A 20,644-nucleotide genomic window follows, 5' to 3' on the forward strand; every position below is an offset into this window, starting at 1 on the left:
AGCGGACAGGACTGCTGATCCGCGTGAAGAGCGCCGGGCTATCCTGGGTGTGCCGCACCTCGATGGCCCGGAGCCGCCTCACGGCGGATTCCGTTCGGGGTTGGGGACCCCGGCGGAGCTGCTGCAACAGCCCTGCCGGGGTCGTTCTCAAGAGGTGAATTCCGTCGGCAGCTCCCCCGTCTCGTGGAAACGCCGCCATTCCTCGACGCCGGGCAGTGAGCCCTTCCTGATCTCCTCGAGGAATCCGCCGACCCACCCGGCCTGCGCCTCGACCATGTGCAGCTGGTACTCGACCTCGACGAGGAAGAGCCTCGGCAGCGTCTCGTAGAGCTTCTCGAGGGCGCCCCGGCCGCTGGCCACCTGGACCTCCAGCGAACTCAGCCGGGTCTCCAGCAGGCGCACCACCTCGTCGGGAGGCAGCGCCGCCATCAGCGAGAGCGCCGTCTCGAAGATCGGGTACTCCTTCGCGGGGATGGCGATCAGGTCGGACAGCCATTCGGCCATCTCCTCACGCCCGGCCTCGGTGAGCCCGTAGACCGTGCGCTCGGGGCGGTTGCCCTGGCGTTCCACACCGGTCACCTCGACGAAGCCGTACTTCTCGAGGTTCTGCACGACGGTGTAGAGCGAGCCGTAGTTCGTCTTCGTACTGGTGTCCTTGCCCTGGCTGCGCAGGGTCTGGGCGATCTCGTACGGATGCATCGGCTTCTGCCAGAGCGTCGTCATCACGGCGAGCGCCAACGGATTGCTGAGCTTGCGGCGCTTCCTCGCCACGACGACCACCTCACTCCCCGGCTCAGGGCTCGCTTCCGAATATCCGTAGCCGAACATATCGCGAGTCCTCGGACCCCCGCAAGAGACGCGATGTAACGCGATCGAGTGAGGTGCGCGAGGACGTGAGGACTTGGGCCCGCCCCGGACACGGCGGCGTGACGCGCAGGAAACAGCGCGTCCCTAATTTCTGTCGCCCGACAGGAATTACGTTCCCTCTGGGCCCAAGGCAGGTTCCGCCGTGACGACAACAGCCCCTTCCGACGTACGCCCCGACCCGCCGCACTCCCCCGACCCGGGCGACGGCACCCTCGCCGAGTTCGGCTACCGCCAGGAACTGCACCGCAGCCTGGGCCGGTACGCCTCGTTCGCCGCCGGGTTCTCCTTCATCTCCGTCCTGACGACCGTTTTCCAGTTCTTCGCCTTCGGTTACGCCTTCGGCGGCCCGGTCTTCTTCTGGGCCTGGCCCGCCGTGCTGATCGGTCAGCTGCTGGTCGCCGCCTGCTTCGCGGAACTGGCGGCGCGCTACCCGATCTCGGGCGCGATCTACCAGTGGTCGTCACGGCTGTCGACGCCCTCGTTCGGCTGGTTCGCCGGCTGGATCATGGTGATCGGGCAGATCGTCGTGGTCGCCGCGGCCGCGCTGGCGCTCCAGATGGTGCTGCCGGCGATCTGGTCGGGCTTCCAGCTGATCGGCACCGACCCGGCGCCCACCTCACCCGACGGCGCGGCGAACGCGGCGCTGCTCGGTGTGCTCCTGCTGGCGCTGACCACGTTCGTGAACGTCGTCGACAACCGTGTGATGTCCGTGATCAACCGGGTCGGCGTGACCGCCGAGATCATCGGCGCGGTACTCATCGTCGTGCTGCTGCTCACCCACTCCGAGCGCACCCCGACCATCACGTTCCACACCGCGGGGGCCGCGCAGAACGGCCTGTTCGGGGCACTGCTCGTCGGCTCGTTCACGGCCGCGTACGTGATGATCGGCTTCGACAGCGCGGGCGAGATGAGCGAGGAGACGCACCACCCCCGCCGTACGGCGCCCCGCACCATCCTCACCGCGCTCGGCGCCGCCGGTCTGCTCGGCGGGCTGATCGTGCTGGGCGGACTGCTGGCCGCGCCCAGCCTCACCGACGGGCGCCTGGGGGTCGACGGTCTCAGCTACGTCCTCACCAGCAGCCTCGGCGACGGCGTCGGCAAGGTGCTGCTGGCCGACGTGGTGGTCGCGATCGCGGTGGCGACGCTCGCCATCCAGACGGCGGCCTGCCGGATGCTGTTCTCCATGGCCCGCGACGGACAGCTCCCGTTCTCCGGCCGCCTCGCGCGCGTGAACCCCCGTACCGGCATGCCGAGCGCCCCGGCGCTGGTGGTCGGCGTCCTCGCGGCGGCCCTGCTGCTGCTCGACTTCGCCTCACCGGAGGCCTTCCTGGCCATCGGCACGACCTGCATCGTGATGCTGTACCTGGCGTACGCGATGGTCACCGGACCGCTGCTGGTGCGCCGGCTGCGCGGCGGGTTCTCCTCGGCCGGCACGGACGAGACGGGCGCCCCCGTGTTCTCCCTGGGCCGCTGGGGCGTCCCGGTGAACGCACTCGCGCTCCTCTACGGCCTGCTGATGACGGTCAACCTGGCCTGGCCGCGCGCGGCGGTCTACGACCCGGCGGGCGGCCACTGGTACTTCCAGTGGTTCACCGTGCTGTTCCTCGGCGCGACGCTCGCGACCGGCGTGGCCTTCCGCGCCTACCGCAGGCGGGCCCCGGCCCCCGCCCCGGCCGTACCGGAGACGGCGGCCGCGTAGACCGCAAGGCGGGCGGGCGGGCGGGCCGGCGGGCTCGCGGCCGCGAAGCCGTGCGGCGCGCGACGTCCGGTGCGCCTCGCTCGGTCGCCCTGCACGCGCGCGTGCATCAGTCGCCCTGCACGCGCGCGTGCAGATGCATGTCGTGCCAGCCGTCCTGGTGGAGGGCGGCGCTGCGCCTGGTGCCCTCCAGGAGGAAGCCGGCCTTGCCCGCGACCCGGCAGGAGGCCTCGTTGGCGATGGCGTGCATCAGCTCCAGCCGGTGGAAGCCGATCTCGTCGAAGGCCCAGCGGGTGAGGGCGGTCGTGGCCCGGGGTGCGACTCCCCGGCCGCGGGCCGCCCTTGTCGTCCAGTAGGCGACCTCGGCCACGCCCTCGGCGAGCAGGATGCCGCGCAGCGCCACGCGCCCGAGCAGTTCGCCGGTGTCCGTGTCGACGACGGCCCACTGGGCGCTCCGCTCCTCCGCCCAGTTCGAGCGCCACTCCTCGATCCAGCCGGCGACCTCCTCCTCGGAGTCGGCGGCCCTGATGTGCCACTGGTGCATGGCCGGGTCCTGGAAGGCGGTGTACACGGCGGGGGCGTCCTCGGCCCGCCAAGGACGCAGGAGCAGTCCGTCGCCGCTGCGGAGCACGGGCTGCGGGGCCCCCGAGAGGGTTCCGGCGGGCAGGACGGAGCCGGCGGTGTAGGGCATGATCCGCATCCTGCCAACCGGCCAGGGCCCGGACCAACGGGATTTCCGGCCCCGTAGGCTTGACCCCGATGAGACGCCGTACGCCTCCCCCGCCCTCCCCGCTGCCGCAGCGCGACGGGATCGACCCGGTGCGGGTGCGGTTGCCCGGCGAGGGCGCCTGGGCCACCGTGCGGGAGCACCTGGTGGAGCGGCTGGGCGCGGCGCGCGCCGGGGTCGTGGACGGGATGCTGGAGGCCGGGCTCGTCGTCGGCGCCGACGGGCGGGCGGTGGCGCCGGACGCGGCCTACGTGCCGGGGATGTTCGTCTGGTACCACCGCGAGCTGCCGCCCGAGGTGCCCGTGCCGTTCCCGCTGGAGATCGTGCACCGCGACGAGCACATCGTCGTCGTCGACAAACCGCACTTCATGGCCACCACCCCGCGCGGCGGCCATGTCACCGAGAGCGCGCTGGCCCGGCTGCGACGGGAGCTGGGCATCCCCGCGCTCGGCGCCGCGCACCGGCTCGACCGGCTCACCGCCGGGCTGGTGCTGTTCACCGTGCGCCCCGAGGAGCGCGGCGCGTACCAGTCGCTGTTCCGCGACCGCCGCGTGCGCAAGGTGTACGAGGCCGTCGCGCCGTACGACCCGGAGCTCGCCCTGCCCCGGACCGTGCGCAGCCGGATCGTCAAGGAGCGCGGGGTCCTGGCCGCCTACGAGGTGGCGGGCGAGCCGAACGCCGTGAGCCGTGTCGAGCTCGTCGAGCACGGCGGGCGGGGACTCGGCCGGTACCGGCTGCTGCCCGCCACCGGGCAGACCCATCAGCTGCGCGTCCACATGAACACGCTCGGCGTGCCCCTCCTCGGCGATCCGCTCTACCCCGAGGTGACCGCCGCCGTGCCGGCCGGCGACTTCCGGCGCCCGCTCCAACTACTGGCGCGGGAGCTGGAGTTCACCGATCCGGTCACGGGGACGGAGTACCGGCTGCGGAGCGGCCGGGTGCTCGAGGCCTGGACGTCGTACGACGGCTGGGCCGCCGCTCCGGCGGCGGGCGCCGCTCAGTAGCCGCGCCACCAGGACAGGAAGCGCCGCCAGGCGTCGGGCCTGCGGACCGGCCCCGCCGGCTGCGGGACGGGCGGCGCGGAACTCGGCGCCGGACGCGGCGCGGGCGCCGGGGCGGCCACCGGTTCGGGGGCGGGCGCCGGCGCGGGCCGCGGCTGCGTGCCCACCGGCCGCGTCAGGCGCTGCGGCGGGATCGGGGCGTGGCTCGGCTTGTGCTTGACGTCCTGCTGGTCCTTCGGCTCGAACCGGACCGGCAGCTCCACCAGGTGCCGCGAGGCGATCGACATCGTCCATCGCAACTCGTCCTCGTCGCAGTCGAGTTGCACGTCCGGCAGCCGCGTCAGCAGTGCGTCGACGCCGACGTCGGCGATGGCGCGGCCGATGTCCTGGCCGGGGCACTCGTGCGGACCGCTGCCGAAGGCGAGGTGCGAGCGGTTGCCCTGCATGTGGGCGGACAGGTCGGGGCGTACCCGGGGGTCCACGTTGCCGGGTGCGGGCGCGAAGAAGAGACCGTCGCCCCGGCGGATGCGCTGACCGCCGAGCTCGGTGTCCTGCTTGGCGAAGTAGCCGAAGATGGTGCTGAACGGGGGTTCGTCCCACAGGGACTGTTCGACCGCCTCCGCGACCGTCATCTGGCCGCCGTTGAGCTGGGCGAGGAAGCGCGGGTCGGTGAGGACCATGCGCAGCGCGTTGGAGAGCAGGTTGACGGTGGCCTCGTAGGCGGCGAAGAGCACCAGGCGCAGATGCTCCCTGACCTCGTCGTCGGTGAGTTCCGCCGGGTGGCCGATGAGGTGGCTGGTGAAGTCGTCCTCGGGCTCGGCACGGCGGCGGGTGGTGAGCCGGCCCAGCGCCCCCACGACGTACTCGTGGCTGGCGACCGCGGTCTCGCTGCCCTTGAGGGCGTCGCGGGCGGCGTGCACCATCTTGTCGTTGTACTCGTCGGGCATGCCGAGGACATGGCACATCACGGCCATCGGGAGGTGCTCGGCGAAGTCGCCCACCAGGTCGGCCCGGCCCTCTTCGCAGAAGCGGTTGACCAGGCGCTGGGTGGAGCGGTTGATGTAGCGGCGCACGCTGCGGTCGTCGATGGTCGCCATGGCCGCGGTGACCGCGCCCCGCAGCCGCTTGTGCTCGTCGCCCTCGGCGTGGGCGCAGATGGGCTGCCAGGCGATGTGCGGCATGAGCGGGTGGTCGGGCCTGACCTTGCCGTCGAGCAGTTGCGACCAGGTACGGGTGTCCTTGGTGAACTGCGAGGGCGTGCGCACCATGCGCAGGTTCTCGGCGTGCCCGAGGACCATCCACATCGGCAGGTCGTCGTGGAGCAGGACCGGCGCCACGGGGCCGTGCTCCTCGCGCAGCCGCTCGTACAGTTCGTTCAGGTCCTCCGCGCCGGGGCCGTAGAGGCGGGCCAGTCCGCCGGGGCCCCGGCCGTGCGCGGGGCAGCCGGCCGGCGGGTCCAGGGCGAGGCCGTGCGGGCCGGTCGGGGTGGGGTGTTCGGGAGTCACAGGGGGTCGCTCCGAAACTGTGCTGGATCCGGTGTGTGGGGAAGTGCTGCCGTGCGGGTCAGGTGAGGCTGCGGGTCAGGGCCAGGGAGTGCAGGAAGCGCATGAGGGTCATCAGGACGTCGCGGCTGGAGGCGCGGCGGCGCACGTCGCACTCCACGATCGGGATCTCGGGCGGCAGATCGAGGGCCGCGCGCAGGTCGTCCATGGGGTAACGGGGGCCGTCGGGGAAGGTGTTGACGGCGACGACGAAGGGCACGCCGCCCTCCTCGAGCCGGCCCATGACCTCGAAGCTGACCTCGAGGCGCCGGGTGTCGACCAGGACGACCGCGCCGAGCGCGCCCTCGAACAGTCCGTTCCACAGGAACCAGAAGCGTTCCTGGCCGGGTGTGCCGAAGAGGTAGAGCACGACCTGTTCGGTGATGCGGATCCGGCCGAAGTCCATGGCCACGGTGGTGGCGGTCTTGGTCTCGGAGCCGTAGTTGTCGTCGACCCCGATGCCCGCCTGGGTCATGGTCTCCTCGGTGGTCAGCGGCCTGATCTCGCTGACGGAGCCGACCATGGTGGTCTTGCCGACGCCGAAGCCGCCCACGATGACGATCTTCGCCGCGGCCGTGGTGGTGTGCGGCAGATGGTCCTCGGCCCGTGGGCCGGGGATCGTGTCAGAGCCGTTGAAGTCCATGCATCACCGCTTCGAGAAGGGAACGGTCGGGGAGCTGCTGCCGGACGATGGGGGCGCGTGCCTGTACGAGTTCGGCCGCCAGCATCTCGGTGAGCAGCACCGTCACCACACTGAACGGCAGGCCGAGGTAGGCCGAGATCTCGGCCACCGACAGCGGGGCGGCGCACATCCGCAGCACCGCCGTCTGCTCCGGGGTGGCCGACGAGGGCGGTTCGGCACGCGCCACGACTAACGTGACGAGGTCGACGGGTGCGCGCTCGCCGTCCGCACCCGTGATGATGTAGAGCCGCTCGGGGTTCTTGCCCTCCCCCTCGGCTCCCTCCTTCGCGTCCTTCGGGAGCGGCGGAAGCGGCGGGGGCGGCGGGGGCGGTTGCGGCAGGGGTTGTCGCCGGCGGCGTTGCGGAGGCGTCATACGCTCTGCCCGTTGCGCCGGGGCGGACTGGTCAGATGGGCGCCGATGCGGACCACGAGGTCGCGCATCATGCCGCTCATCCGACTGGCCTCGCAGCGCACGTCGGCGAGGACGGCGAGGTAGGCGTTGGCGCCGGCCGACATCATGTAGAAGTAGCCGCCGCTCAGGTCGATGACGACCATGTCCATCTCGCCGGTGCTCGAGTGGATCTCCTGGCCGACCGCGGCGGCCAGGCTCTGGAGGCCGGCGCAGGCGGCGGCGACCCGGTCGGCGGCGTCGGGGTCGCCGGCGTAGCGGGCGATGCGCAGTCCGTCGGCCGACAGGACCACGATCATCTCGATGCCGGGAACCCCGTCGTAGAGCTCCTTGAGCAGCCAGTCGAAGTTTTGGCGCTGCTGGATCACGTGAGGTCCCCTTCATCGTCGGCCTCGGGCTCGGCCTTGTCTTCGATCAGGTGCAGATACGCGGTGGGATTGCGGGTGAAGTCGGTGGGGTGCACGCCGGGCGGGGCCGCCTTGACCAGGCCCTCCCAGAAGGCCTCGAACGCCAGGCCGGGCTCCCGCTTCTTCTGGGGCTCCGGCTCGGGCTCGGGCCGGCGCTGTGCGAACGGGTCGGGCTTGCCGAGGCGTTCGGCCTCCTGGGCGGCGTACGCCTCGGCGTAGCGCTGGGTGATCGGGATCGTGGTCTTGCTGCGGCGCTGCGGCAGACCCTGATCGGTCCACTCGGTGACCTCGGGCACCTCGTCGTCGGTCAGGGAGACTCCGGCCGGGATACGCGCGTTGGTGGGGCGGCGCTTCTTCGGCGGGCGCTTGGGGCCCTCGCCGATCTGGCTCAGGTCGATCTGCGGTACGGCGGTGGCGCCGATGCCGTGCGCGAAGCCGGGGGCGGGATCGCAGGTCTGCATCTCGCTCGGCACGATGAGGACGGCCCGCACGCCGCCGTAGGCCGAGGTGCGCAGCGACACCTGGAGGTTGAACGACGTGCACAGACGGCCGACGACCGCGAGACCCAGGCGCGGGGTGCCGCCGACGTCCTGGATGTCGACGCCCGCCATGGCCTGTTCCAGCATGCGTTCGGCCTTGGCGCGGGCCTCCTCGCTGAGGCTGACGCCGGCGTCCTCGATCTCGATGGCGATGCCCGTCTGCACCTCGACGGCGTTGACGTGCACCTTGCTCTGCGGGGGCGAGTAGCGGGTGGCGTTGTCCAGGAGTTCCGCGAGCGCGTGGATGAGCGGCTCGACGGAGAGGCCGCCGATGTTCACCTTGGCGATGGAGTCCAGCTGGATGCGGCGGTACTCCAGGATCCGGGACATGGCGCCGCGCAGCACGCTGTACAGCGGGACCGGCTGGGGCCAGTTGCGGCTGGGCCGGCCGCCGCCGAGCACACCGATGGAGTCGGCGAGGCGGCCGATCAGCGATGTGCCGTGGTCGATGCGCAGCAGGTCGTCGAAGACCTCGGGGTTGCGGCCGTGGTCCTCCTCCATCTCCCGCAGTTCCGCGGACTGCTGGTGGACGATGGCCTGCACCCGGCGGGCGATGCTGACGAAGGAGCGCTGCGCCGAGTCGCGCAGGGACTCCTCGTGGTCGACGATGTCGAGGATCTTCCTGATCACGGCGCGCTGCGCGTCGTCGAGTTCGCGGAAGTCGGGATCACCCTCGCTGAAGTCGCGCATCACCTCCCTGGGGGAATTCCCGGCCCGCAGCCACGCCACGGCGTTGGGCACGAACTCCTCGGCGAGGCGGCGGTTCTGCTCCGCATGGCCGGCCACCCGCCGTTCCAGGTGCCCGACGCTCCGGTCCCGCTCCGCGCGCAGCTCCCGCAGGCGCCGCCCACGGCGCACCGACTCGGCTCCCGCCGCGATCACCAGGAGGGTGGCGACGGCTCCGCAGACGCCGACGGCGAGCCGGGCCTGCGTCGCCACCAGGGCGACGGCGGCTCCGGTCGCCGCGGCCATCAGTATCGCCGGCAGCAACAGCACGCGCGCGTAGGGAAGTTCTCGGCGACCGGGTGGGGACTGAACACTCACCATGTGGGCACCCTCTGTAGGGATCTGTCGGCATCTTCGGGAAGTTTGGGAACAAGCGCACGAATACGCCTCAACTCGGTGCGCCGCGGGCGAGCTTAGTCCGACCGGATCATCGCCGTGTCATATTCGGCGACTGCCTGAAACCGCTTCCGTACGTGGAGTAACCTCAGCCCATTTGCACGTTCGGCATTCACTCGAACACGCTCCGTGATGTCGCACGGGCGTCCGAAACAGTTCACCGGGACGGATGAGACGAGCGCCCGCGACCGGCCCGGGCGGAGTGCGGTGCCCCGCGAGAGGCGGTGTTCAGTTCCCCGCGAGAGGCGGTGTTCAGTTCCCCGCGATGCGCAGTGCCGCGTCGGCGGTGGCGCGGGCGAACTCCGAGACCGAGCGGTCGGGATCCGAGCGGTGCACGAGGATGACGCCCTCGATGAGGCCGAAGACGAGGTCCGTGCGCAGATCCAGCGCGCCCTTCGCGAGCGCGCCGCCCGCCACGGTAGCGGCGATCAACTGGCGGTAGGTGTCCTTGAGTTCGGCGCGCACGGCATGGAAACCGGCGAACCGCTCGGTGCGCACCTCGGGCAGCAGATAGAGGCCGCCGAGGTTGTGCGAGCCGCCGCACAGCAGCTCGACGTCGGTGCGGCACAGCTCCCACAGCCGGTCCTCGGCCGGCCGCGCGTCGTCCGCGAGCAGCTCACGGGCGTACGTCAGCGAGGGAGTGACCGTCGACTCCAGCAGCGCGGCCAGCAGCTCCTCCTTGCCGGAGACGTAGTGGTACATGGAGGCCTGGCGCATTCCCGCGCGTTCGGCGACGGCCCGGGTGGTGGTGGCGGCGTAGCCGCGCGTGGTGAACAACTCCGCGGCGGCCACGAGCAGTTCCGCGCGCGGCGCGAGCCCGCTGTCCGGGCGCTGCGCGGCGCGTGGGCGACCCACTCGACGTCCGCTGCTCGTCCCCATGCGTTCGATCCTCGCACACGGCCCCGGGCGGCGATCTTCGGGCGATCCGGCGCGGGCGGCCCGGTGAGGAGTCGGTAACCGTCCCGCAACCGGCGGGCAACGGCGGCGACCTGCCCCGGACCTAATTTCTGTCGGGCGACAGAAATACCACGACAGCCACGGAACCGAGCTGCGGAGGTCCGCACATGGCGGCGACAGCGACCACATACGGAGCACGCGCCCACGCCCGGGCGCAGGAGGGCGGCCGCGCCGAGGCCATGCCGGTCGTCCCGGCCCGGGACTGGCAGGACCCGCCCTGCGAGGCCGGCCACCTGGTGTGGGCCGAGACGGTCGCGGGCGGCAACTACACCCACCGGGTCCTGGCGCGCGGCACCGAGCTGCGCCTGACCGACCTGCACGGCGACGCCTGCGCCCATCTCCTGCTGCACGTGGAGGGCCGGCCCTGGGAGCGGCTGAACGTCGCCGACACGGTCAAGGTCCAGTGGAACGCCTACCTCGGCGAGGGCGTGCTGCTCCTGTCCGACCAGGGCCGCGTCCTGGCCTCGGTCGTCGCCGACACCTGCGGCCGGCACGACGCCCTGTGCGGCACCTCCACCCTCGTACGCAACACCGAGCGCTACGGCGACGGCAGCCCGCAGTCCGCCTCCCCGGCCGGCCGGGAGCTGTTCAAGCTGGCCGCCGCGAAGAACGGTCTGGAGCCGCGCGATCTGCCGCCCTCGCTCTCCTTCTTCCAGGGCGTGGAGGTCCGAGGCGACGGCACCCTCGACTTCACCGGCTCGGCGGGCCCGGGCGGCAGCGTCACCCTGCGCGCCGAACAGGACGTGACGGTCCTGATCGCCAACGTGCCGCACCCGGCAGACCCCCGGCCGGAGTACGTCAGCACCCCGCTGGAGGTCCTCGCCTGGCGGGCGGCGGCCACCCGGCCGGGCGACCCGCTGTGGGAGGCCACGCCCGAGGGCCGCCGCGCCTTCCTCAACACCGCCGAATCCCTGACCGCGAGGGGGCTCGCATGAGCACGAAGACACTGGTGGCGGCCCGCGCCTCCTGGTCCGCGGTCGTCCGCGAGGGCGAGACGCTGACCATCACCGACCTGCACGGCAACCAGGCCGTCGACTTCCTCGTCTACGACGCCCACGACACGTCCGTGCGCTACAGCGCGCCCGACACGATCCACGCCCAGGGCGGCATCTTCCTCACCACGGGCAGTGTGCTGATGTCCAGCGAGCACACCGCGCTGATGACGGTGACGGCCGACGGCGTGGGCCGCCACGACACGGTCGGCGGCGCCTGCTCCAAGGAGTCCAACACCCTGCGCTACGGCCACCACACCTACGCGCAGCACGCGTGCGTGGACAACTTCCTCGCCGAGGGCGCCCGGCACGACCTCGGCAAGCGGGACCTCGTCTCCAACGTCAACTGGTACATGAACGTGCCCGTCGAGCCGGACGGCACCCTCGGCATCGTCGACGGGCTCTCCGCGCCGGGCCTCTCGCTCACGCTCCGCGCCGAACGGGACGTCCTCGTGCTGGTCTCCAACTGCCCCCAGATCAACAACCCCTGCAACGGCTTCGAGCCGACGGCGGTGGAGATGACCATCGAAGAGGCGGGCACCGCATGACCTTCGACACGCTGCTGGTCGCCAACCGGGGCGAGATCGCCGTCCGCATCATCCGTACGGCCCGCGAACTCGGCCTGCGGACGGTGGCGGTGTACTCCGACGCCGACCGCTCGGCGCCCCACGTCCGGCTCGCCGACGAGGCCGTACGGCTGGGCCCGGCCCCCGCGAAGGAGTCCTATCTCGACGCCGAGCTGGTGCTCAGGGCGGCCAAGGACACGGGAGCCGGGGCGATTCACCCCGGGTACGGCTTCCTGTCCGAGGACGCGGCCTTCGCGCGTCGCTGCGAGGACGCCGGGATCGTGTTCGTGGGCCCGACGCCGGAGCAGCTGGAACTGTTCGGCGCCAAGCACACGGCCCGGGCGGCGGCCGAGGCGGCCGGGGTTCCGCTGGCGCCGGGGACAGGGTTGCTGGGGTCGCTGGACGAGGCGCTCGAAGCGGCCGCCGCGATCGGCTATCCCGTCATGCTCAAGGCGACCGGCGGTGGCGGCGGTATCGGCATGTCGGCATGCCGCTCCGCCGAAGAGCTGACGGACGCCTGGGAGCGCGTCCAGCGGGTCGCCGCCGCCGCCTTCTCCTCCGCCGGCGTCTTCCTGGAGCGGCTGGTCGAACACGCCCGCCATGTCGAGGTGCAGGTCTTCGGGGACGGCGACGGCACGGTGGTCACCTTCGGCGACCGCGACTGTTCCCTCCAGCGGCGCAACCAGAAAGTGCTGGAGGAGGCCCCCGCACCCGGACTCCCCGACCGGGTGCGGGACGAACTCGCCACATCCGCCCGTGATTTGTGCGGCTCGGTCGACTACCGCTCCGCCGGCACGGTCGAGTTCGTCTACGACGCCGCCCGCGAGGAGGCCTACTTCCTCGAGGTCAACACCCGCCTCCAGGTGGAGCATCCGGTCACCGAGGAGATCTACGGCGTCGACCTGGTCGCCTGGATGCTCCGCCTGGCACGCGGGGAGAGGCACGTCGTCCGCGCCCCGGGCGTACCGCGCGGCCACGCCGTCGAGGCCCGCCTCTACGCCGAGGACCCGACACGCGACCACCGGCCCGGCGCCGGCCTGCTGACACGGGTCGAGTTCCCGGCCGGGGTGCGCGTCGACGGCTGGGTGGAGACGGGCACCGAGGTGACGACGTCGTACGACCCGCTGCTCGCGAAGGTGATCGCGTACGGCTCGGACCGGGAGCACGCGCTGCGACGCCTGGACGAGGCGCTGGCCCGAACCCGCGTCGACGGCATCGAGACGAACCTCGGGCTGGTCCGGGCGGCGCTGGCGGACTCCCGGTTCATGACGGCGGCCCACTCGACGGCGACCCTCGCCACCGTCACCGACCCGACCCCCCGCGTCGAGGTCGTCTCCGGCGGCACGCTCACCACCGTGCAGGACTGGCCCGGCCGCACCGGCCACTGGCAGGTCGGCGTGCCGCCGTCCGGCCCGATGGACGACCGCTCGTTCCGCCTCGGCAACCGGGCCCTCGGCAACCCGGAGGGCGCGCCCGGTCTGGAGTGCACCCTCCAGGGCCCGGCCCTGCGCTTCACCCACGCCACCACGGTGTGTGTGACGGGCGCGCCCGCCCCGGTCACCGTGGACGGTACGGCGGTGGCGCGATGGGAGCCGGTGACCGTGCCGGCCGGGGCCCTGCTGGAGATCGGCGCGCCCGGCGAGCACGGCCTGCGGACGTACGTCCTGTTCGCGGGCGGCCTGGACGTCCCCGCGTTCCTGGGCAGCGCGAGCACGTTCACGCCGGGCCGGTTCGGCGGCCACGGCGGCCGGGCGCTGCGGACGGGCGACGTCCTGCACGGCGGGACGGTCGTCGAGGGCACATCCGTGCCCGTCCCGGACCGCCCGGAGTTCACCCCGGTCTGGCACCTCGGCGCGGCCGAAGGCCCGCACGCGGCACCGGAGTTCTTCACCGAGGACGACATCCGCGACTTCTACGCCGCCGACTGGAAGGTGCACTTCAACTCGGCCCGCACCGGTGTGCGCCTGGTCGGTCCCAAGCCGCGCTGGGCCCGCACCGACGGCGGCGAGGCGGGTCTGCACCCGTCCAACATCCACGACACCCCCTACTCCGTCGGCGCCGTCGACTACACCGGCGACATGCCGGTGCTGCTCGGCCCGGACGGCCCCTCCCTCGGCGGGTTCGTGTGCCCGGCCACGGTCATCGGCTCCGAACGCTGGAAGCTGGGCCAGCTGCGGCCGGGCGACACGGTCCGCTTCGCGCCGGTGGACGTGGACGGCGCGCCGCGCCCCGAGATCGTCGACGGGGGCGTGCTGGCCCGGGACGGCGACGTGACCTACCGGCGCAGCGGCGACGACAACCTGCTGGTCGAGTTCGGGCCGCTCCAGCTGGACCTGGCGCTGCGCATGCGGGTCCACGCGCTGATGGAGGCGGTGGCGGCGGCGGACCTGGCCGGCGTCACCGATCTCACCCCGGGCATCCGCTCCCTCCAGATCCGGACGGACCCAGGCCGCCTCCCCCAGCACGAACTCCTCACCGTGGTGCGGGAGATGACGGCCGCCCTGCCGCCCTCGGACCAACTGGTCGTCCCCTCCCGCACCGTGCACCTCCCGCTGTCCTGGGACGACCCCGCGACCCGCGAGGCCATCGCCCGCTACATGGCGGGCGTCCGCGACGACGCCCCCTGGTGCCCGTGGAACATCGAGTTCATCCGCCGGGTCAACGGCCTGGACACGGTGGCGGACGTCTACGACACGGTGTTCGCCGCGGAGTACCTGGTCCTGGGACTGGGGGACGTCTACCTGGGCGCCCCGGTCGCCACCCCTCTCGACCCGCGCCACCGTCTGGTGACGACGAAGTACAACCCCGCGCGCACCTGGACGGCCGAGAACTCCGTGGGCATCGGCGGGGCGTACCTCTGCGTCTACGGCATGGAAGGCCCCGGCGGCTACCAGTTCGTGGGCCGGACGACCCAGGTGTGGTCGCCCTGGCAGCAGCGCGGCGCGTTCGAACCGGGCTCGCCCTGGCTGCTGCGCTTCTTCGACCGGATCCGCTGGTATCCGGTCGACGCGGACGAACTCCTCGAACTGCGGGCCGACATCACCTCGGGCCGCTTCGTGCCGCGTATCGAGGAGGGCACCTTCTCGCTCGCCGGGTACCAGGCCTTCCTCGACGAACACGCCGACCCCATAGCGGAGTTCAGGTCCCGTCAGCAGAGCGCGTTCGCGGCGGAGCGGGATGCCTGGGAGGCGGCGGGCGAGTTCGCGCGGGCGGCGGCCGCCGAGGCGCCGGCCCCTCCCCCGGCCGAGGTGGCGGTACCGCCGGGCGGCCGCCTGATCGAGGCCGAGTTCGCCGCCTCCGTCTGGCAGTTGAACGTGGCGCCGGGCGACACGGTGACGACGGGGCAGCCGCTGCTCGCCCTGGAGGCGATGAAGATGGAGTCCAGGGTGCACGCGCCGGTCGACGGCGTGGTGACGCAGGTCCTGGCCCGGCCCGGCGACCAGGTCGAGGCGGGGACGGCGCTGCTCGTCCTGGCCCCGGCCGCGAACTGACCGAGCCGACCGAACCCGACCGCCCCGACCCGACCCCTTGCAAGGAGCACGCATGTCCACGACCGTCTCCCGCGTCCGCGCCGCGTACGCCCGCATCGAGGCCACGGACCGTCCCGAGATCTGGATCGATCTCCGGCCGCCGGCGGACGTCGAGGCCGAGGCCCGCACGCTCGACGAACGGCTGGCGGCCGGCGAGCGCCTCCCCCTCGCCGGCCGGCTGCTCGCCGTCAAGGGAAACATCGACGTGGCCGGACTGCCCACCACCGCGGGCTGCCCGGCCTACGCCTACCGGCCCGCCGCCGACGCCTCGGCCGTCGCCCGCCTCCGTGCGGCCGGAGCGCTGGTGCTGGGCACCACGAACCTGGACCAGTTCGCGACCGGTCTGGTGGGCACCCGCTCCCCGCACGGCGCGGTGCGGGGAGCCGTCGACCCGTCGCGGGTGAGCGGCGGCTCCAGTTCCGGTTCGGCCGTCGCGGTGGCCCTCGGCATCGCCGACCTCGCCCTGGGCACGGACACGGCAGGTTCGGGGCGGGTCCCGGCCGCCTTCAACGGCATCGTCGGCCTCAAGCCCACCCGGGGACTGGTCCCCACGGAGGGCGTCGTCCCGGCCTGCGCCTCGATCGACTGCGTGACGGTGTTCGCCCGCACGCTCCCCGAGGCGGAGCGGGCCCTGGCCCACATGGCGTCGCCGGCCGGCCGGGCCCTGCCCGCACTCCCCGCCCGCGGCCCCGGCCCCTGGCGGATCGCGGTCCCGGCCCTCGACCAGCTGGGCGAACTGGACCCGGGCTGGGCGGCCGCCTACGAGGCGGCGGTACGGCAGCTCGCGGCGGCCGGGGCCGAGATCCGCGGCATCGACCTCAGCCCGTTCACCGAGGCCGCGGCGATGCTCTACGAGGGCGCGTTCGTCGCCGAGCGCTACACCGCCGTGGGTGCTTTTGTCGACAAGTTGACCGCGGAGGGCGGCGAAGGCCTGGACCCGACGGTCGCCGGCATCATCACCCGGGCCCGGGACATCCCGGCCCACCGGCTCTACGCCGACACCGAACGCCTGACGGCCCTGCGCACCCGTGCCCTGGCCGGACTCGCCGACTCGGACGCCCTGCTGCTGCCCACCGCCCCCGGCCACCCCACCCTCGCCGAGGTCGCCGCCGACCCCCTCGGCGCCAACGCCCGCCTGGGCCGCTTCACCAACTCCACCAACCTCTTCGACCTGGCGGCCGCGGCCGTCCCGGCCGGCGAGGTGGACGGCCTGCCCTTCGGCGTGATGCTGGTCGGCCCGGCCTTCACGGACGAGCGGCTGGCCCGGATCGCCGTCCTGCTGCGGCCCGACGTGTACGTGGCGGTGGCGGGCGCCCATCTGACCGGCCTGCCCCTCAACCCCCAGCTGCTGTCCCTGGGCGCGGTGCTGGACCGTACGACCACGACGGCCCCGGTCTACCGCCTGCACGCCCTGCGCACGGCCCCGCCCAAACCGGGTCTCGTGCATGTGGGCGAGGGCGGCGCCGCGATCGAGGTGGAGATCTGGCGCCTCCCCGCGGAGGGGCTCGGCCGACTGCTCGCCGCACTCCCCCGCCCGATGGCCCTGGGCAGCGTCGAACTCACCGACGGCGCCGAGGTGCCCGGCTTCCTGTGCGAACCGTCCGCCCTCACCGACGCGGAGGACATCACGGCGTACGGGGGCTGGCGCTCCTATCTCGACAAGCGCTGAGGTGAGGCCGCTTCAGGGGCGCGGGGCCGGGCCGGTATGCGGCTCCGCCGCGCGGGCGCGGGGCAGCCAGGGACTCCCCGCGCCCGCCGCCGGACCGGATCACCCCACGGACGAGTAGGCCACGACCCCTCGGAGCAGCTCGTCGACCGCCTTGCGGGCGTTCTTCGCCACGGTCGAGCCCTCGCCGGAGACGGGAGCCGCCGCCGCGATCTGCCCCAGCACGTCGATGACCTGCTTGCACCAGCGCACGAAGTCACCGGCGGGCATCTCCGCCTCCCGCAGCACCTCGTCGAGGCCCTTGCCGGAGGCCCACATATAGGCCGACCAGGCAAAGCCGAGATCGGGCTCGCGCTGCCCGACGCCCTCGGTCTGGCTGATCCGGAAGTCCTCCTCCAGGGCGTCCAGCCGGCCCCAGATGCGCACCATCTCGCCGAGCGCGGCCTTCGCCTTGCCCGAGGGCAGCTTCGGCGCCATGGCGTCGTCCCCGGCCCGCGACTCGTAGACCAACGCCGAGACACAGGCCGCCAGTTCGGCCGGGGCCAGCCCCTCCCACACGCCTGCGCGCAGGCATTCGCTCGCGAGCAGGTCGAGCTCGCCGTAGAGCCGGGCGAGCCGCTTGCCGTGCTCGGTGACCTCGTTGCCCCGCAGATAGTCGAGCTCGGTCAGCAGCGCCACGATCCGGTCGAAGGTACGGGCGATCGTGTTGGTGCGTCCCTCGATACGACGCTCCAGCTGCGAGGTGTCCCGCACCAGCCGGTGGTAGCGCTCGGCCCAGCGGGCGTGGTCCTCACGGTCGGAGCAGCCGTGGCAGGGGTGCGCGCGGATCGCGGTGCGCAGCCGGGCGATCTCACGGTCGTCGGCGGCCTGCGCCCGCTGCTTGCGGGCCCGCTCCGGCGGGATGTGCCCTGCCTTGGTGCGCAGCGCGGAGGCGAGATCGCGGCGGGACTGCGGCGAACGCGGGTTGAACGACTTCGGGATCCGCATCCGGTCCAGCGCTTCCACCGGCACCGGGAAGTCCATCGAGGCCAGCCGCTTGACCTGCCGCTCGGCGGTGAGGACCAGCGGACGCGGGCCGTCCTGGTGGTCGAAGCCGCGGTGTCCGTTGACCCGGCCGGCGGGCAGCCCCGGGTCGAGCACCAGCGCCAGCCCGGCGTACTTGCCGGTGGGCACGTGGATGACGTCTCCCGGCTTGAGCTTCTCCAGCGCCACGGCGGCCTCGGTGCGCCGCTGGTTCGCGCCCTGCTTGGCCAGTTCGGTCTCGCGGTCCTTGAGGTCGCGGCGCAGCAGCGCGTACTCCTCGAAGTCGCCGAGATGGCAGGTCATGGAGGCCTTGTAGCCCTCGAGCCCCTCCTCGTTGCGCTGCACCTGCCGGGAGATCCCGACCACCGACCGGTCCGCCTGGAACTGCGCGAACGAGGTCTCCAGCAGCTCGCGCGAGCGGTGCCGCCCGAACTGCTCGACCAGGTTGACCGCCATGTTGTACGACGGCTTGAAGCTGGAGCGCAGCGGGTAGGTGCGGGTGCCCGCGAGCCCGGCGAGGTGCTCGGGGCTCATCGCGCGCTGCCACAGCACGACGGCGTGTCCCTCGATGTCGATGCCCCGTCGGCCCGCACGGCCGGTGAGCTGGGTGTACTCGCCGGGTGTGATGTCGGCGTGCTGCTCGCCGTTCCACTTGACGAGCTTCTCCAGCACCACCGAGCGGGCGGGCATGTTGATGCCCAGGGCGAGCGTCTCGGTCGCGAAGACGGCCTTGACCAGGCCGCGCACGAACAGCTCCTCGACGACCTCCTTGAAGCTCGGCAGCATGCCCGCGTGGTGGGCGGCGATGCCTCGCTCCAGGCCCTCCAGCCACTCGTAGTAGCCGAGGACGTGCAGGTCCTCGTGCGGGATGGCGGCGGTGCGCTCCTCGACCAGGGCGCGCACCACAGCGCGCGACTCCTCGTCGTTCAGCCGCAGCCCGGCGTGCAGGCACTGCTGGACGGCGGCCTCGCAGGCGGCACGGCTGAAGATGAACGTGATGGCGGGCAGCAGTCCCGCCGCGTCGAGACGCTCGATGACCTCCGGTCGCCCCGGCGTCCACACGCGCGAGCGCTGCCTGCGCTCCCGCTCACGGTCGGCCTCGCGCATGTTGCGGCCACGCCTGCGGTCCTGGTACGAGGGCCGGCTCGCCTCGGTACGGGCCAGCCGCGTGAGGTCGGGGTTGACGGCTCTGCGCTGGCCCTCGCCCTCCTCGAACAGGTCGTACATCCGCCGTCCGGCGAGCACGTGCTGGAACAGCGGCACGGGCCGGTGCTCGGAGACGATCACCTCGGTGTCGCCGCGCACGGTGTCCAGCCAGTCGCCGAACTCCTCGGCGTTGGAGACGGTCGCCGACAGCGAGACCAGGGTCACCGACTCGGGGAGGTGGATGATCACCTCTTCCCACACGGCGCCCCGGAAGCGGTCGGAGAGGTAGTGCACCTCGTCCATCACCACGTACCCGAGGCCGAGGAGGGTCTGCGAACCGGCGTACAGCATGTTCCGCAGCACCTCGGTGGTCATCACGACCACCGGGGCGTCGGAGTTGACGCTGTTGTCGCCGGTGAGCAGGCCCACCTTGTCGCTGCCGTAGCGTCGGCACAGGTCGGAGTACTTCTGGTTCGACAGCGCCTTGATGGGTGTCGTGTAGAAGCACTTCTTGCCCTGCTGGAGGGCGAGATGGACGGCGAACTCGCCCACGATCGTCTTGCCCGAGCCGGTGGGGGCGGCCACCAGGACGCCCTTGCCCGCTTCGAGCGCCCGGCAGGACTCGATCTGGAAGGGGTCGAGACCGAAGTCGTACATCTCGCGGAAAGCCGCGAGCGCGGTGGCCTGCTCGACGGCGCGCTTACGTGCTGCCGCGTACCGCTCGGCCGGTGAGAGATCGTCTGTCATCGTGCTTTCGAGCGTACCGGGCCGCACTGACAACAGGACGATCATTATCCGGATCCGGTGCCGCCAAACCTGGGTACGCCCAGCTCACGGGCGCACGGGCAGCCCGTTTCAGGGGCCGATGACCCGCACCGCGCCCGGCACGCACCGCGCGGTGAGCGGCAACGCCCCGAGGCGCTCCCCGTCCGCGTATCCCGAGACGCCCGCGGCGGCGATCCCGACCTTCGCCGCCCGATGCACGGTGACCTTCGGATGGTCGGTGTGCGTCCCCCGGTACACCTTCGGGAACACCCTCAGCAGCGTCGTCCGGCTGCAGTCCCCGACGACCGTGACGTCGAACAGCCCGTCGGCGAGGTCGGCGCCGGGGCAGATCCGCATGCCGCCGCCGTACGAGGATCCGTTGCCGACGGCGACGAGGGTGGCCTCGACCTCCCGGACGGCTCCGTCGTCGAGCGTGATCCGGTACGGGAACGGGCGGAACGCGGCCAGTTCGGCCAGCATCGCGAGGTCGTACCTGGCGCGTCCGGTGGGCCATCGCATGCGGTTGCCCCGGTCGTTGACGCGGGAGTCGAAGCCGGAGGCGAGGACGGTGCCGAACCAGCGGTCGCCCACCCGGCCCAGGTCGATGTCGCGGATCCGGGCGCCCTTGAGGGCGTCGGCGACCAGCCGGGCCGCGGCGGCCGGATCCCGGACGGGCAGACCGAGGGCGCGGGCGAAGTCGTTGCCGGTGCCTGCGGCGATCAGGCCGAGCGGGGTGCGGGTGCCGGCGACGGCCTGGAGGGCGAGGTGGGCCAGCCCGTCGCCGCCGACGGCGATCAGGGCGCCGGTGCCGCCGGCGACGGCGCCGCGCGCGCGGGCCAGGGCGTCCTGGGCGTTCGCGCCGAGGACCGTGTGCACCGTGTAGCCGGCCGCCCGCAACGCGGAAGCGGCCGGCGGCGCTGCGTGAGCGCCCCGGCCGCGGCCCGCCGCGGGATTGACGAAGAGGGTGATCTCGCTGGTCACGGGGATGACCTTAAGAGCTCTTCGACG

16 protein-coding genes are annotated in these 20,644 nt (G+C 72.6%); 6 read left to right on the forward strand and 10 right to left on the reverse strand.

What is annotated here, in order from left to right; all coding sequences use genetic code 11:
* Positions 1 to 147 precede the first annotated feature (147 nt).
* Positions 148 to 771, reverse strand: a complete 624-nt coding sequence (locus ABT070_RS20465) for a PadR family transcriptional regulator (RefSeq protein ID WP_351762437.1) — start codon at positions 769 to 771, stop codon at positions 148 to 150.
* Between the two features lie 238 nt (positions 772 to 1,009).
* Between ABT070_RS20465 and ABT070_RS20470 the strand changes: the two genes are divergently transcribed.
* Positions 1,010 to 2,566: an amino acid permease gene (locus ABT070_RS20470; protein ID WP_351762440.1), complete on the forward strand. Its 1,557-nt coding sequence runs from the start codon at positions 1,010 to 1,012 to the stop codon at positions 2,564 to 2,566.
* 106 nt (positions 2,567 to 2,672) lie between these two features.
* On the opposite strand, the gene ABT070_RS20475 is transcribed toward ABT070_RS20470, so the two are convergent.
* Entirely contained in the window at positions 2,673 to 3,254 is a 582-nt protein-coding gene (locus ABT070_RS20475; protein ID WP_351762442.1) for a GNAT family N-acetyltransferase, read from the reverse strand.
* A gap of 68 nt (positions 3,255 to 3,322) precedes the next feature.
* Between ABT070_RS20475 and ABT070_RS20480 the strand changes: the two genes are divergently transcribed.
* Positions 3,323 to 4,294 carry an RluA family pseudouridine synthase gene (locus ABT070_RS20480; RefSeq protein WP_351762444.1) on the forward strand — a complete coding sequence of 324 codons (972 nt, stop codon included), beginning with the start codon at positions 3,323 to 3,325 and terminating at the stop codon, positions 4,292 to 4,294.
* On the opposite strand, the gene ABT070_RS20485 is transcribed toward ABT070_RS20480, so the two are convergent.
* The 6 genes from ABT070_RS20485 to ABT070_RS20510 all read right to left on the reverse strand — a co-directional run bounded on the left by ABT070_RS20485 (position 4,288) and on the right by ABT070_RS20510 (position 9,870).
* Positions 4,288 to 5,796: a cytochrome P450 gene (locus ABT070_RS20485; RefSeq protein ID WP_351762447.1), complete on the reverse strand. Its 1,509-nt coding sequence runs from the start codon at positions 5,794 to 5,796 to the stop codon at positions 4,288 to 4,290. The genes ABT070_RS20480 and ABT070_RS20485 overlap by 7 nt on opposite strands.
* A gap of 58 nt (positions 5,797 to 5,854) precedes the next feature.
* Positions 5,855 to 6,475 carry a GTP-binding protein gene (locus ABT070_RS20490; protein WP_351762450.1) on the reverse strand — a complete coding sequence of 207 codons (621 nt, stop codon included), beginning with the start codon at positions 6,473 to 6,475 and terminating at the stop codon, positions 5,855 to 5,857.
* Positions 6,456 to 6,887, reverse strand: coding sequence for a DUF742 domain-containing protein (locus tag ABT070_RS20495; RefSeq protein WP_351762453.1), 432 nt, complete (start codon positions 6,885 to 6,887; stop codon positions 6,456 to 6,458). The genes ABT070_RS20490 and ABT070_RS20495 overlap by 20 nt, the downstream gene beginning before the upstream one ends.
* Positions 6,884 to 7,291 (reverse strand): roadblock/LC7 domain-containing protein, encoded by a 408-nt coding sequence (locus ABT070_RS20500; protein ID WP_062646899.1) that lies wholly within the window; start codon positions 7,289 to 7,291, stop codon positions 6,884 to 6,886. The genes ABT070_RS20495 and ABT070_RS20500 overlap by 4 nt, the downstream gene beginning before the upstream one ends.
* A complete protein-coding gene (locus tag ABT070_RS20505) occupies positions 7,288 to 8,916 on the reverse strand; it encodes a sensor histidine kinase (RefSeq protein WP_351762456.1) in 1,629 nt (542 codons plus the stop codon). Before ABT070_RS20505 ends, ABT070_RS20500 begins: the two co-directional genes overlap by 4 nt.
* A gap of 327 nt (positions 8,917 to 9,243) precedes the next feature.
* Positions 9,244 to 9,870, reverse strand: coding sequence for a TetR/AcrR family transcriptional regulator (locus ABT070_RS20510; protein WP_351762459.1), 627 nt, complete (start codon positions 9,868 to 9,870; stop codon positions 9,244 to 9,246).
* A gap of 185 nt (positions 9,871 to 10,055) precedes the next feature.
* On the opposite strand from ABT070_RS20510, the gene ABT070_RS20515 reads away from it, so the two are divergent.
* Genes ABT070_RS20515 through atzF form a run of 4 tightly spaced genes read left to right on the forward strand, consistent with a single transcriptional unit; the run spans position 10,056 to position 16,705 of the window.
* Positions 10,056 to 10,883 (forward strand): urea amidolyase associated protein UAAP1, encoded by an 828-nt coding sequence (locus ABT070_RS20515; protein WP_351762462.1) that lies wholly within the window; start codon positions 10,056 to 10,058, stop codon positions 10,881 to 10,883.
* Entirely contained in the window at positions 10,880 to 11,488 is a 609-nt protein-coding gene (locus tag ABT070_RS20520) for an urea amidolyase associated protein UAAP2 (RefSeq protein WP_351762465.1), read from the forward strand. Before ABT070_RS20515 ends, ABT070_RS20520 begins: the two co-directional genes overlap by 4 nt.
* Entirely contained in the window at positions 11,485 to 14,997 is a 3,513-nt protein-coding gene (locus tag ABT070_RS20525) for a 5-oxoprolinase/urea amidolyase family protein (RefSeq protein WP_351762468.1), read from the forward strand. The genes ABT070_RS20520 and ABT070_RS20525 overlap by 4 nt, the downstream gene beginning before the upstream one ends.
* A gap of 52 nt (positions 14,998 to 15,049) precedes the next feature.
* A complete protein-coding gene (gene atzF / locus ABT070_RS20530) occupies positions 15,050 to 16,705 on the forward strand; it encodes an allophanate hydrolase (RefSeq protein ID WP_351762471.1) in 1,656 nt (551 codons plus the stop codon).
* A 99-nt stretch (positions 16,706 to 16,804) separates the two neighbouring features.
* On the opposite strand, the gene ABT070_RS20535 is transcribed toward atzF, so the two are convergent.
* Both ABT070_RS20535 and ABT070_RS20540 read right to left on the reverse strand, forming a co-directional pair.
* The gene (locus tag ABT070_RS20535) at positions 16,805 to 19,663 is read right to left on the reverse strand and encodes a DEAD/DEAH box helicase (RefSeq protein ID WP_351762474.1); all 2,859 of its coding nucleotides are present in this window, start codon (positions 19,661 to 19,663) and stop codon (positions 16,805 to 16,807) included.
* A 63-nt stretch (positions 19,664 to 19,726) separates the two neighbouring features.
* On the reverse strand, positions 19,727 to 20,617 hold the full coding sequence (locus tag ABT070_RS20540) for a diacylglycerol kinase (protein ID WP_351762477.1): 891 nt from the start codon (positions 20,615 to 20,617) through the stop codon (positions 19,727 to 19,729).
* Positions 20,618 to 20,644: the final 27 nt, after the last annotated feature.

The organism is Streptomyces sp. NPDC002884 (assembly GCF_040295245.1).
In the GTDB taxonomy this organism is placed as follows: Bacteria; Actinomycetota; Actinomycetes; order Streptomycetales; family Streptomycetaceae; genus Streptomyces.

What these genes read in the sequence shown, in the direction of transcription:
- ABT070_RS20475 (WP_351762442.1), bottom strand. Translation starts at nt 3,254, where the DNA reads ATGCCCTACACCGCCGGCTCCGTCCTGCCCGCCGGAACCCTCTCGGGG.
- ABT070_RS20480 (WP_351762444.1), top strand. Translation starts at nt 3,323, where the DNA reads ATGAGACGCCGTACGCCTCCCCCGCCCTCCCCGCTGCCGCAGCGCGAC.
- ABT070_RS20490 (WP_351762450.1), bottom strand. Translation starts at nt 6,475, where the DNA reads ATGGACTTCAACGGCTCTGACACGATCCCCGGCCCACGGGCCGAGGAC.
- ABT070_RS20495 (WP_351762453.1), bottom strand. Translation starts at nt 6,887, where the DNA reads ATGACGCCTCCGCAACGCCGCCGGCGACAACCCCTGCCGCAACCGCCC.
- ABT070_RS20505 (WP_351762456.1), bottom strand. Translation starts at nt 8,916, where the DNA reads ATGGTGAGTGTTCAGTCCCCACCCGGTCGCCGAGAACTTCCCTACGCG.
- ABT070_RS20510 (WP_351762459.1), bottom strand. Translation starts at nt 9,870, where the DNA reads ATGGGGACGAGCAGCGGACGTCGAGTGGGTCGCCCACGCGCCGCGCAG.
- ABT070_RS20515 (WP_351762462.1), top strand. Translation starts at nt 10,056, where the DNA reads ATGGCGGCGACAGCGACCACATACGGAGCACGCGCCCACGCCCGGGCG.
- ABT070_RS20520 (WP_351762465.1), top strand. Translation starts at nt 10,880, where the DNA reads ATGAGCACGAAGACACTGGTGGCGGCCCGCGCCTCCTGGTCCGCGGTC.
- ABT070_RS20525 (WP_351762468.1), top strand. Translation starts at nt 11,485, where the DNA reads ATGACCTTCGACACGCTGCTGGTCGCCAACCGGGGCGAGATCGCCGTC.
- atzF (WP_351762471.1), top strand. Translation starts at nt 15,050, where the DNA reads ATGTCCACGACCGTCTCCCGCGTCCGCGCCGCGTACGCCCGCATCGAG.
- ABT070_RS20535 (WP_351762474.1), bottom strand. Translation starts at nt 19,663, where the DNA reads ATGATCGTCCTGTTGTCAGTGCGGCCCGGTACGCTCGAAAGCACGATG.